The sequence below is a fragment of the Bowmanella yangjiangensis genome (genome assembly GCF_017255015.1).
Lineage (GTDB): Bacteria > Pseudomonadota > Gammaproteobacteria > Enterobacterales > Alteromonadaceae > Bowmanella > Bowmanella yangjiangensis.
This window is the reverse complement of record NZ_JAFKCS010000008.1, coordinates 103,259-116,637: the sequence shown is the minus strand read 5'-3', so window position 1 is coordinate 116,637 and position 13,379 is coordinate 103,259. Positions and strand designations below refer to the sequence as shown.

Sequence of the window (13,379 nt, the reverse complement as noted above, 5' to 3'; positions counted from 1 at the left end):
CCTTGTAAACTGGATTTACTCAGGTTTGCAAGAGATTTACTTACAAAACAAGAAAAGTAAAAGCGCCTATGGTTTGACTAATGGTATCTGATGTATCAAAATTTTTTAATACCAATTTAATACCATTGTCATAATCGCAGAGGACGTTAAATGAAGAAGAACAAAATTACCAGGCTGTTGGCCTGTACCGCTACAACTGCTTTTGTCTCACAGTTCGGCTTGCTGGCCAGTGCCCAGGCTCAGGAAAGTGCAGAAACAAGTGCCGAAATTATTCAGGTAACCGGCTCGCGTATTGCTCGCAGTGAGCTGACGGCAACCAGTCCGGTTGCTTCCATTGAGAAAACCCAGTTACAACTGGACCGTGCGGTAACGGTTGAAGATATCACCGTGAAGTTGCCCCAGGCGGCAGGCGGTGCCAACAGCACTGGTGCCACGGTAGGTGACTCTTTGGGTTCATCAACGCTGGATTTACGTGGTCTTGGACAAAACCGGACACTGGTGTTAATCAACGGTACCCGTGCCACACCTTTTAGCTTCCGTAACTCAGTTGACTTGAACAGCATTCCCGCTGGTCTGATCAAACGTGTTGACGTGCTAACCGGCGGTGCGGCCGCTATTTACGGTGCTGATGCGGTAGCCGGTGTGGTTAACTTTATTCTGGATGACCAGTATGAAGGACTGGAGCTATCCAGCAGCTACGAGATGCCAAGCGGTGGTGGTGAGCAATTTAATATGGATGCGATTTTTGGTGGTGACATCAATGACGGTCGTGGCCATGTTACGGGTTATCTGGGCTACTCCGAGCGCCAGGAGCTGTTGGCCGGTGAGCGTGATTTCACTTCTGCCACTAAAACATTGGTAGCCAGCCAGGGTGGCAATTTTACCGATGTAGCCAGTGGTAATTTCTTTGCCTTTGATGATGCAGGCAATTTTTCTACCACACGCCAAACTACGGATGTAACCAATGAACGTTTCCTGATCCAACCCTTGAAGCGCTTAAGCGCCGGTGTTTTCTTCAATTACGACCTGGCAGATAGCGTTGAAGCTTATGGCCGCGCTATGTTCACTCAGGTGCGCGTTACCGGCGCAGGTTCTACTGGCCAAACTCCTGTGGCGGTCAACGAGCAGGTGCGTATCAGTGCTGATAATGCATTTATCACTGACCAGTTCCGCGACCTGCTGACCTTTGATGCCAATGGCGAAGCCCTGGTTAATGTTGAGCGTAACCTGGGTTTTGGTATGCAGCACACCAAAACCACGCGCAATACCTTGCAATTCCAACTGGGCTTGCGCGGCGATATTACAGATAACATCGCCTGGGATCTCTATGGTCAATATGGCCGTACCGACGGTAAAGCAACAGTGTATAACAATGGTGTGCGCTTTGACGCAGCCGGTAACAGCCGCTTCGGCGCTATTGCCAATTCCGTTGACATCTTCGGTCCGGACGCTGATTTGAGCAGCTTGAGCAACCCAGTACTGCATTCTGACCGCCAGCGTGAGCAAAGCATTGTGGCATTGACCTTCTCCGGCGATACCTTAGGCCTGTTGGAATTGCCCGCCGGTCCACTGAGCTACGCCGTAGGTTATGAATATCGTAAAGAGCATGGCATCCAAACCGCCGGTAGCGCGCTGCGCAGCGGCACGGCCTATGGTCTGGGCGGTATCTTTGATATGGACGCTGAGTTTGACTCCAAAGAGTTTTACGCTGAAGTGCTAGTGCCTTTGCTGGTTGACCTGCCTTTCGTTCAGGAGCTGAACCTGGAAGGTGCGTACCGTATGTCTGATTACTCCAACACAGACTCCGCTAATACCAACAAGTTGGGGCTGAGCTGGACTATCAATGACGACGTGCGTTTCCGTGCCACCCGTCAGACCGCGATTCGCGCACCAAACCTGGGTGAGTTTGCCGGCCCTGAAACCGCTTTGTCTCTGGCATTGTTCGACCCTAACAGTTCGCAGTTCGTACCGCGTTTAGGCGGCCGTTTTGACGGTGATCCTTGTTTAGATGGTCGTGGTAATGCCGAGCAATGTGCCCGATTCGGTGCCGCCGCCCCTGGTACTGTGTTCGATACTTCCAAGGCCGTTTACACCTTCGGTGGTAACCCGAATATCCGTCCGGAAGAAGCGGAAACCTACACTGTGGGCCTGGTATACACCCCGGACTACATTGACGGCTTTGACCTGACTTTGGATTACTACGATATCGAAATTTCTGATGCAGTAAGTCAGATCCAGCCAATCGCTGCCCTGACCAACTGTTATATCGACAACCCGGTTGCAGATAATCCTCTGTGTGGTGCGGTACTGCGTGATCCCACTACCGGTCTTATCAGCCAGACGCTGGTTAATGACCTGAACCTGGCGACCCTGAAGCAATCCGGTATTGATATTGGTGCCCGTTACCGTTTTGATTCACTGCTAGGTTTCGGCGAAACCCTGCAAATCAGCTATCAGGGTAACGTAGTAACCGAACAGAAACGTCAGGACAACGCCACGGTTGCCGCTCGTGACTGTAAAGGTACCTTTGGTACTGCCTGTACTGGCGACTTTGCCAGTATTCTGCAGGCCGATTATCGCCATCGTGCCGCCATTGACCTGTTCATTGATGAGGTTAATGTACAGTTGAGCTGGCGTCGTATCGGCGATGTCGTTAATGCACTGGATGCCACTGATACGATCTCAGCCCAGAACTACATTGATCTGGCAGCCTCATGGGAAGTGTCAGACGAACTGCAATTGACCTTCGGTATCGACAACCTGTTCGACAAGGAGCCGCCTATGCCTAAAGCGGCCGGCAACTTGTTTGGCACAGTGAGTGATTACGATGTGATAGGTCGTTCATTTGGTTTGTCGGTTCGTTACCGTCCATAACCTCTGCTGAAAGGCGGCGGCGTTAGTCGCCGCCTTTTTTGTTTGTACAGTAGACTGCAGTTTGAAAATAGATATTCTGTTACATAACGTTGCCAGGTTGTAAATGGCATTAACCCTACTCAGAGCATTGTCGGCGGAGTTCGGCAGTCTTATAAACAAGGTCCGCAGTGATGCACACTTTCCCAAAACAATTGACCCCAAACCTGCATGATGCAACGCCGCTTTATCGCCAACTGGCTAGCCATATTCGCCAGTTGATTGATGATGGTGTGGTTAAAAGCGGCCAGGCCTTGCCCTCCGAACGTGAGTTGATGGAAATTACCGGCACCTCAAGGGTGACCATACGTAAGGCACTGGAGCAACTTATAGAGGAAGGTCTGTTGGTGCGTCGCCAGGGAGCCGGAACCTTTATCGCCCCAGGCCGGGAACAATCTGGTCAGCGCCTGACCGGGTTTACTGCTGATGCCAAAAGTCGTGGTGAATCGCCAAGTTCGGTGTGGCTGGTAAAAAGTCTGGCCAAGGCGACTGAGGACGAAGCCAAGCACTTAGGCTTGAGTGAAGGCGAACCCGTGATGCGATTCAGCCGTTTGCGCTTGTCTGACGGTGAACCTTTAGCCATTGAGCACGCAGTGATCCCTGCCGCCATCTTGCCATCTCCCGATGTAGTGCAGGACTCCCTTTACCAGGCCCTGCGAGAATACGGCAAACACCCTAAGCAAGGTACTCAGAAGCTGCGCGCCTCATTGGCATCACCTATAGAAGCTGGGCTACTAACAGTAAAAGACGGCAGCGAGGTGCTGCGCATTGAGCGTCAAACCTACTTAAACGACGGCTCGCCGGTGGAATATACCCGTTCGGTCTATCGTGGTGACAAGTATGTGTTTGTGTCGGAGCTGCAGGACGGCCTTAGCTAAATAGACAGAGTCAAAGGGATTGGCAATGAATACTGATGTGCAGATAAAAATCGATAGCTACCCGGCAGAAGTTCGACCCGTCTTTTCTCTGTTGCGCCAATGGCTGTATGACATCGCAGCCGAGAAAGCGTTAAATCCTGTCAGCGAATCGTTGAAATGGGCAGAACCCAGTTATTCGGTACAAGGCGGCAGCACGGTGAGAATGGACTGGAAAGCTGGTCGCCCAGAGATGATTCAATTGTATTTCCACTGCCAAACCCAATTGGTGGAAACATTTCGTGAATTGTACCCGCAATCCTTTGAATTTGAGGGAAACCGGGCATTACTGCTACCTGTTAGTGGCTCCCTTCCTGAGGCCGCTATCAAACATTGCTTGCACCTTGCACTGACCTATCACAAACGCAAGCATTTACCTTTGCTTGGTGCCTGCTAAGCTTAGTTGGCCTGTAGGTTGTCATTTTTAGTGATATCGCTCTCCCAGGCTCTCACTTTGATTGATATCACTCTCTCGGCCATAAGCAAGTGGTTGATTTAAGGGAAGATTCCCCCTTCGTGTTCTTCTGATCTTATTGGTGAGAAAACAAAATGCAAATCAACACGAAGGACACGAAATATACGAAGGGTTTAATAGCTACCACCGCGCATCTAAGATTTTGATTCTCTTGATGTTATCCGCCAGCTGGGTGGTGATGAAGCAATTAGAATATTAGCTTTGCCGAAATAGGGAAGTGGTCGGAGATATACACCCCGTCCTTTATGACTTGATGGGTTTGATACTGTGAACTGCCGATAGCCTTATCGGTAAAAATGTAGTCAATTCGCGCAGCAGATTTTGCCTTGCCAAAGCCGTTGAAAGTGGCCGGAGCCAACTTATCGGCGGTATCGCTCAGCCTTTCAGTAAGTAGTTGGTAAGTTGTATCAGAAGGGCTGGCATTAAAATCTCCGCTAATAACTACCGGTAAGCCCTCACAGAGGTTGGTGATTTGCGCCAGCAGCAGTTTTGCCGCATGTTGCCGGGCATTGTCGCTCACATGGCTAAAATGGGTATTAAAAAAGCAAAAGCTGTTTTGGCTTTGCTTATCGTAAAACAATGCCCAACTGGTGATGCGTGGTAAGTGAGCCCCAGGGCCTATAGAACCGACTTTATCCGGGGTTTCCGATAACCAAAAATATCCATTCTTCTTTAATTCCAGTCTGTCGAGGCGATAGAGTACAGGGACAAACTCCCCGGCTTGTTTACCGTCATCCCGCCCCACGCCTAACTGCCCGTACTCTGGTAGCTGCTGTCCCAACCATTGCCACTGGTGGGCTAACACTTCCTGAAGGCCGACCAAATCGGGGTGAAGATTTTGCAGATGCTCTTTTACCATTGCCCGTCGATGAGGCCAGGCGTTAGCGCCATCGGCGGGATTGTCGTAACGCAGGTTAAAGCTCTCCACCACAAGTGCTTGTGCCTTTAAGCTGCCAACATAGCAGGTACTTAATACCAACAACAAAACACTGGTGACTTTAGGCATTTCTAAGCTCCTTAGCGGTAACAAATCCATAGACTGGCAGTGGATGCCGGGCAAAAGCCCTGCACAGTTACATCAGCCATTCTGGTTGCCAATAGCGCGGCTATTGGAAAACCAACCGACCACCATTCACCAGCGCTTGATGGCTTAAGAATGGTTGTTCTAAATCTTTCTGCTGGAATTTAATTTGAGCGTTAGTATTAGAACTTTTGTTCTTTTTTCTGCTTTCTATCACCAGGCTGCCGCCAGGGTAGTAATCTGAATTCAGATGCACAGTGATCTTGTCAAAGCTGGGTTCAAACAAGGCATAGTCCATTACCCCTGGGCTGACCGGGTAAATTCCCATCATGGCAAAGGCTAACCAGGCCGACATGGTGCCGGTATCGTCATTACCCGGCAGGCCGGCTGGGTGGTTCCCATAGTGCTCAGCAATCAGCTGTTTAACCCTCAGCGACGTTCGCCAGCCCTGATTGTCCAGATAGTTGTATAGGAAGGGGTAGGTAATGTCCGGCTCATTGGCCATATCGAAATTACCGGTATCGAAGGTGGCGTCTAGTGCGTTAAGGAAATTGTTCTGGCCACCCAGTAGTTCAATCAGACCTAGTGTGTCGTGAGGCACATAAAAGCGATAATTCCAGGCGTTGCCTTCGATATACCCAGGTGCCGGCTCGAAGTTTCTACCAAGCTCTGGATCGTAAGGGGTCAGCCATTGTCCACTGCGATTTTTAGGGCGCAGCATACCTGTGCTGGCATCAAACAACTTACGGTAGTTCATCGCGTGGCTGAGGTACTTCTGCTGGTCTTCGGTTTTTCCCAGTGCGCCGGCCAGCTGGGCCAGATTAAAATCGGCCAGATAGTATTCCAGGCTGGTAGAGACACTGCCGTCATAAGGCCCTTCATCATCGACAGGAACATAGCCTAAGTCCAGGTAGTCGGCATTCTCTGGTCTGAGTAAATTGTTCTGACGTTGTTCGGCCGCTCTGACCATGGCCTGATAGGCACTGCGTATATCAAAATCGCGGATACCGCGCAGATAGCTATCTGCCAGCATCGGGGTGGCAGGGTCGCCAACCATAACCTGAGTTTCCATGCCGTATAGCTCCCACTTTGGCAGCCAGCCACTCTCAGCAGCCATGGCCACGGCTGAGTTGAGCATATCGCTCTGTAACTCGGGGTAAAGCAAGCTTAATAAGGGGTGCAGGTTACGATTGGTGTCCCATAGCGAATACACCGTGTAGCGATTCCGCTTGCTGTTACCCATGCCTTGCTGGCCCATCAAAGGATAGTCACCATTGATATCCTGCAGGATATTGGGATGAATCAAGCTATGGTAAAGGGCCGTATAAAAGAGGGTTTTGTTGGTATCCGTGCCTTCAACTTCAACCCTATCCAGCAGTTTGTCCCAGGCATCAACCGCGGCCTGACGGGTCTTGGCAAAATCAAAGCCGGGTTGTTCTGCATCCAGGTTGGCACGGGCATTTTCGATGCTAACAAAAGAGATACCCAGCTTAACCTCAATGGCTTCATTGGCAGAGGTATCAAAACTAAACCAGGCACCTATGTCATCACCGGATAAGGTCTGACGAAAGCCCGGATAAGGTTTAATGCTGTCGTTATAGTGGATCCAGTCGGCTTCCACATTCTGGTACTTGGGCATTTTCTTCCAGGCACCAAATTCAGCCGCCGCTTTACTGAAGCGGGCTACAAAATAAACCGGTCGCACGTCTTCAGGGTTATAACAAAAGGTGCCGAGCATACGGCTGCCTTCTACTTCCTGCTCTGACACCACCTTTAATGAGCCGCCGCTTTCATTGGTAAGGCCTAGTCCCAGGTTCAGCAGAATATGCGACTGTCCGGCCGGGAAGGTAAAACGGCTAAGCCCGCTGCGTAGGGTGCTGGTTAGTGCGGCTTTTACCTGGTACTTGTCCAGCATACTGCTGTAGTAACCCGGGCTGGCTTGCTCTTGCGAATAGGTGCTGCCGTATTCCCTGGCATCCAGATTTAGCTTTCCGGTGGTAGGCATCAACAACATCACGCCGGCTTCGGGGCAGCCCACGCCGCTTAGATTTAAGTGGCTGAACCCGGTGAGATAACCATTCTCATGGATATACACTCTGGAGTTCCAGGCGGCGTCCTTTTCAAACTTATTGAGGGTGTCGCCATAGGCCACATTAAAAGGTGAAACCGATGCCAAGGCATTGGGATACTGAGCGCCAGGGTGGGTGGCGCCAAAATTTGAGGTGCCGATAAAGGGATTCACATGCTGGCTGTTGCCAGCCAGCGCACTAGTGCTGGCCAATAGCAGGCCAAAGAACAACGTCTTCATGGTTTTTCACTCATGCTAAATACCAGTTCACCGCCTGCCATAATATCGCTATGACGCAGACGAAAGCCTGTTAATGCTTTACCGTTTAAGGTCACGGATTTCACATAGACCTGCTGCGGCCCCTGATTTTCTGTGCGGATCTTAAATACCTTGCCGTTTTCCAGATGAATGTCAGCACTTTGTACTTCAGGGCTGCCAAGTACATATTCGCCGGATACCGGATCGACCGGGTAGAAGCCCAGGGCGCTGAATAGATACCAGGCCGACATTTGCCCTGCGTCTTCATTGCCTGCCAGGCCATCCGGGGCGGTGCTGTAAAGCTCATCCATAATTTGCCTGACCAGCTTCTGGGTTTTCTGCCCTTCGCCAAGATACTGATACAGGTATGGCACATGGTGGCTGGGTTCGTTGCCATGCACATATTGGCCGATATAACCCGAAATCCACTCCGGGAAGGTTTCGAGATCCTGCACTGTGCTGAACATCTCATCCAGTTTGGCGCTGACCTTTTGCGGGCCACCCATCATTTCCACCATACCCTCAACATCATGTGGTACAAAGAAGCTGTATTGCCAGGCATTGGCTTCACAGTAATCTTCTGGATGATAGGCATTGGGATCAAAAGGTTGGCGGAATTGCTTTTGCTCGTCCAAAGCGCGCATAAAACCGCTTTGCGGGTCAAAATGGTGCCGGTAGTTCTGTGCTCGCCTGGCAAAGCGCTGGTAGATGCCCTCTTTACCCAGTGCTTTGGCCAAACGGGCGATAGCCCAGTCATCGAAGGCGTACTCTAAGGTCAGGGCCACGTTCCATTTACGTTCGGGATAGGGAACATAGCCAAGCTTCTGGTAGCTTTGTAAACCAAACTCTTCTTGTTCAGCGCTTTGCAACACGGCGCTAAGCAAGGTTTCACCATCAATGTCGGTCAATCCCTTTAAGTAGGCGTCCACCAAAACGGGGACTGAGTGATACCCCATCATCATGTCGGTTTCGTTGCCCTGAAATATCCACACAGGCAAGCGCCCAGCCACCTGATAGTGAGCCATCATACTGTCCATCATCTCGCGGGTGCGGCGCTGGTCGATGATGGTTTTCCAGGGATGCAGAGCACGGAAGGTATCCCACAAGGAGAAAAATTCGTAGCGAGGGTACTTGCCGCTTTGCTGAATACGGCCATCCGGGCCCTTATAACTGCCATCCAGGTCGGAGAAGAGCCGTGGCGCCAGTGATGCGTGGTACATGGCGGTATAAAACTGCTTGAGGTTATCCGGCGTGGCGTCAACCACGACCTTACTTAGTTCGTCCCGCCAGGCTTGCTCAGCAGCCAGCTTGGTGCGCTCAAAGTCCAATAAATGCACTTCTGCTTCCAGATTGGCTTTGGCGTTTTCTATGCTGACCGAGCTGATGGCGGTATGCACCAGGATGCTGTTGTCACCACTTAATTCAAAGTCCATTTCCAGGCTGAGATCTTCACCAAAGCCCTTAGACTGCGTGAGGGTGCGGCCATTGGCTTGAATCAGATGTTGAGCGATAGGGCGAGAAAAGCGCGTGTAAAAATACACTCTCTGATCTTTGGCCCAGCCGGTAGAGCGTCGATAACCACCAATACTATAGTGGTCGAAGATCTCCACATGGGTAGCCAGGGTTTTGTCCCAATTGCGGCTGTAGGCAAGGTCAAGGCGAATGACACCCTGTTTAGTATTTTCAGGGTATTGATAACGCTGTATACCGCTGCGAACACCGGCACTTAGTTCAACGTTAATATCGTAATCTTGCAAAAGTACCTGATAGTAGCCCGGGCTGGCTTGCTCTTGTTCATGACTGAAATGCGAGATAATGGTGCCATCTTCAGGGCCGCCTTCTGTTTTCAGTTTTTTAAAGGGACGGGTTAACGGCATAAAAGAGATGTCGTACAAGTCACCTGCGCCAGTGCCGGATAAATGCGTATGGCTGAAACCAGCGATAATGTTGTCAGGATAAAAGTAGCCGGCTATCCAGTCCCAGCCGGTACGGCCATTATCGGGGCTTAGCTGCACCATGCCATGAGGTACGGTGGCACCAGGATAGGTTTTACCTTTGCCATCGGTACCAATAAATGGGTCAACAAAGTTCAGCGGATCGAGCTTGTCTGAAGCCGTCTGGTTGGTCGAAGGAGTATTGCATGCTGACAGTAGAGTGACCAGCAGCAAGGTGACAATTCTTTTCATGACATCCTCATCGTTGTCTGGCAGACAGCCTGCCTGTAGACAGGCTATCTCTGCCCGGCCTGTTACTTCAGAGCCGTAACACCTAAGTCGCGCAGTACCTCAAAGCAGGCGCCCAAGGTGTGATAGTCACACTTGGCACCGGCAGCACTCTTCTGGTTGGAATACTTGCTGTTATTTCTTCTAAGCACTCTGAACCAGGCACCGTATTGGTGATCTACCATGTGCTTCCAGCTGTATTCCCACAGTGCCTGATACTGCTCCAGATAGTTGTTATCACCGGTGACTTTGTAGAGCATAGCTGCCGCGGCAAAGCTTTCGGCCTGTACCCAGAAGTATTTGTCGTCGTCACACCAATTACCTTGTGGGTCAAAACCATACACCAGACCACCTTCTTGTGCATCCCAGGCTTGTTGATAGGCACGATCAAACAACGATTTAGCGCGTTCTACCAGCCAATCCTGCGGTGCATGACGATGAAGGATCAATAGCAGCTTGGTCCACTCGGTTTGGTGGCCTGGCTGAAAACCCCAAGGCCGATAAAGGTTCTTCGGATCGTTTTTATTGTATTCCCAATCTGGCTGGAAACTTGGTGTGTAATGCTCCCATACCAGCCCATCGGTGAGATTGGCCTGACGCACAGCAATATTGTGCGCAAGCAATTTGGCACGTTCCAAAAACTGGCTGAGACCTGTTGCTTCGTAAGCTGCCAGCATAGCTTCACACAAATGCATATTGGCATTCTGACCACGATAGCTGCTCAGCACTCCAGCCGGACTGATTTCATCGGCATATAAGCCGTATTCGGTTTGCCAGAAGCGCTTTTCCAGCAGATCGTAAACCATCAATAATTTACTGTTATCGCTGACCAAGCCGGTTTTACGGGCGGCGGCATAAGCTAACAACACGAAAGCATAACCATAGGCCTGCTGGGTCATATCCAGCGGCTGATGGTCTTTAAGGGTCCAGGCATAAGTCTGGCTGTCCGGTTGCCAGTGCACCTTTTCCAGGTAGTTCAAGCCGTGGCGGGCAATACTCAGATAATCCTGACGATTAAACAGCATCCCGGCCAAGGCATAGTTGACGATAATCCGCGTACTACTGACTAGCTGTTTAAAATCTGTGTCGAATAGTCTGCCGTCATCCAGATAGTTCTGATGATATCCACCACTGGTGTCTACCACTTTGTCGGTATAGAAATCCAGAATGCTCTGGCAATGTTCAATGAGAAAGTCTTGGGATAGGAAATTCATACCTGGCTCCGGAATAAAGCGGGATTGAATGCTGAAAGTTCATGTCCATGGGCGCGCAATTGCGCTTGTATATTGTTCAGGTCCGGCAAGGCCGGAAATGCACCGGGTTTTGTTACGGCATAGGCGCCACAATGACTGGCAAATAACAGCAGGGATTCAAGTTCTGCCGGTTGGACGAAAATCTTATGGCTGTTAGGAAGGCAGCTCAAGCCGTAAAGGAAGCCTCCGATAAAGGCATCGCCACCGGCGGTGGTGTCCACGGCTTTGACACTGGGAGGCTGAATGCTGCCCTGGTGAGAGGCGGTATAGTAGTCAATCCGATTGGCACCATCGGTGACCAACAGCAATTGGCATTGGGCATTCAGGCAGCGAGCCAGGTAGGCGCTAGTCTCACCTTCGGCCAGGTAGTCCAGTTCATCGCGGGAAAACTTGACCAGGTCTGCCTGCTCAACCAGCTTATTGACCAACAAGCGATCAGCCTGATTCTCGGCCCACAAATTGTGCCGCAGGTTAACATCGAAACTGATGAGATTGCCGGCCTGACGTGCAGACTCCACAACATGTTGCGTTGATTCGGCTATTTGGTCCGTGGTCAGGGTGTTACTGCAAATATGCACAATAGTTTCGCCACTGAACCATTCGGGGTTTACCTGCTGCTTATCCAGTATCACATCAGCGGTTTGATGGCGGTGAAAGGAAAAGCTGCGATCGCCACTGTTATCCAGCATCACAAACGCCAGGGCGGTTTTGGCGTGCGGATGTTGTAAAAGAAAACGCGTATCTACACCATATTGGCTGAGGGCATCAGCCAGAAAATCACCAAAAGGGTCTTGCCCTACCTGCCCTGCAAATAAAGCCTGGCCACCTAGCTGAGCCACGGCAACGGCGGCATTGGCCGGTGCGCCGCCCGGATACTGGCGAAACTCGGGTAAGGTCAGCGGGCCCTGATGAGCGGCGCCTACGTTAAGAAAATCAATTAAGGCTTCGCCAAAGCACAACACTTTCTTCATGGTTGCACCTGTGCGGCTTGAATTTTGGGGGAGGCCTTGACGCCATAAAGGGCATACCAGCCGATATACAGGTAAGCACACATAGGCACGATAAAGCTGATTTGGACTGAGCTTTGATCTGCCACAATGCCTTGCAGTAAAGGCAGTATGGCGCCACCGACTATAGCCATACACAATAGACCTGAGCCGCGAGACGTCAGCCGCCCCAGACCACCAATGGCCAGCGAGAAAATGGTGGGGAACATGATGGAGTTAAAGAAGCCAACGGCCAGAATAGACCACATGGCCAACTCGCCAACGCTGTTGATGGACAGAATAATCAGACAAATAGCTAAGGTGGCATTGCCCGCCAGCACGTAAATCGGCGCAATAACGCGGGTCAGGGCGGCGCCGATAAAGCGACCAATCATGGCTGCCCCCCAGTAGTAGGAAACCATGGCTCCGGCTTGCTTGGCGCTAAGGTTACCAATGTGTGCTTCGGCAAAGTAATTGACAAGAAAGCTGCCGATAGCGACTTCAGCCCCCACATATAAGAAAATGGCCAATACACCGAACATCAGTTGACGATGTTCCAGTACCTCTGACCAGCTAGGTTTGGCTTGCTGTTGCAGGTCGGCGTGTATATCTGGCAGCTTAATGGCTTTAAACAACAATGCGACCAGTACCGTAGCGCCAGCGAGAATCAGATAGGGCAGTTTTACCGCATCGGCGCTAATCGCCGCGCCGACTGCACCGAAAATCAGCACAGTGCCAAACAGGGGGCCCAATGTATGGCCCAGAGAGTTCACTGCCTGAGCCAGATTTAAACGGCTGGCGCTGGTTTTTTCCGGCCCCAGAATGGCCACATAAGGATTGGCTGAGACTTGCAAAACCGTAATGCCAGCGGCCAGAACAAAGAGTGCCAGTAAAAACACGCCGTATACTTTGACTTCTGCCGCCGGGTAAAACAGCGCACAGCCTGCCGCAATAGTACAAAGACCGGTAATAATGCCGCGGCGGTAGCCGATCTTTTCAATCAGCATGCCGGCAAAGGGCGACACAATAAAATACGCGCCAAAGAAACAAAATTGCACCAGCATGGCCTGGGTGTAGTTAAGAGAAAACACTTCCTTAAGATGTGGGATCAAAATATCGTTCAGGGCAGTAATAAAGCCCCAAATGAAAAATAACGTGGTCATGGCGGCAAACGCAAAGTGTCCACCGTTCACTTGCCCGCCTGTTACCTGACCTGTTTGAAAACCTGCCATAATCTCGTCTCGCTATATGAAGGGCGCGACTGCGCCCATA

General features: G+C 50.9%; 9 protein-coding genes. 3 read left to right on the top strand and 6 right to left on the bottom strand.

Going from position 1 to position 13,379, the window contains the following annotated elements; translation table 11 throughout:
- Positions 1-150: 150 nt before the first annotated feature.
- The 3 genes from J0A65_RS10370 (at position 151) to J0A65_RS10360 (ending at position 4,221) form a co-directional block, all read left to right on the top strand.
- Complete coding sequence (locus J0A65_RS10370) at positions 151-2,874, top strand: TonB-dependent receptor domain-containing protein (protein ID WP_206594105.1); 2,724 nt, start codon at positions 151-153, stop codon at positions 2,872-2,874.
- 170 nt (positions 2,875-3,044) lie between these two features.
- Positions 3,045-3,788 (top strand): GntR family transcriptional regulator, encoded by a 744-nt coding sequence (locus tag J0A65_RS10365; RefSeq protein WP_206594104.1) that lies wholly within the window; start codon positions 3,045-3,047, stop codon positions 3,786-3,788.
- Between the two features lie 25 nt (positions 3,789-3,813).
- The gene (locus J0A65_RS10360; protein ID WP_206594103.1) at positions 3,814-4,221 is read left to right on the top strand and encodes a DUF1801 domain-containing protein; all 408 of its coding nucleotides are present in this window, start codon (positions 3,814-3,816) and stop codon (positions 4,219-4,221) included.
- Between the two features lie 265 nt (positions 4,222-4,486).
- On the opposite strand, the gene J0A65_RS10355 is transcribed toward J0A65_RS10360, so the two are convergent.
- The 6 genes from J0A65_RS10355 to J0A65_RS10330 form a co-directional block, all read right to left on the bottom strand.
- The gene (locus tag J0A65_RS10355) at positions 4,487-5,305 is read right to left on the bottom strand and encodes an endonuclease/exonuclease/phosphatase family protein (RefSeq protein WP_206594102.1); all 819 of its coding nucleotides are present in this window, start codon (positions 5,303-5,305) and stop codon (positions 4,487-4,489) included.
- Between the two features lie 100 nt (positions 5,306-5,405).
- On the bottom strand, positions 5,406-7,628 hold the full coding sequence (locus J0A65_RS10350) for a GH92 family glycosyl hydrolase (protein WP_206594101.1): 2,223 nt from the start codon (positions 7,626-7,628) through the stop codon (positions 5,406-5,408).
- Positions 7,625-9,832, bottom strand: a complete 2,208-nt coding sequence (locus tag J0A65_RS10345; RefSeq protein WP_206594100.1) for a GH92 family glycosyl hydrolase — start codon at positions 9,830-9,832, stop codon at positions 7,625-7,627. Before J0A65_RS10345 ends, J0A65_RS10350 begins: the two co-directional genes overlap by 4 nt.
- Before the next feature lie 62 nt (positions 9,833-9,894).
- Positions 9,895-11,082, bottom strand: coding sequence for an AGE family epimerase/isomerase (locus tag J0A65_RS10340; RefSeq protein ID WP_206594099.1), 1,188 nt, complete (start codon positions 11,080-11,082; stop codon positions 9,895-9,897).
- A complete protein-coding gene (locus J0A65_RS10335) occupies positions 11,079-12,092 on the bottom strand; it encodes a carbohydrate kinase family protein (RefSeq protein ID WP_206594098.1) in 1,014 nt (337 codons plus the stop codon). Before J0A65_RS10335 ends, J0A65_RS10340 begins: the two co-directional genes overlap by 4 nt.
- Entirely contained in the window at positions 12,089-13,339 is a 1,251-nt protein-coding gene (locus J0A65_RS10330; protein ID WP_232849870.1) for a sugar MFS transporter, read from the bottom strand. Before J0A65_RS10330 ends, J0A65_RS10335 begins: the two co-directional genes overlap by 4 nt.
- Positions 13,340-13,379: the final 40 nt, after the last annotated feature.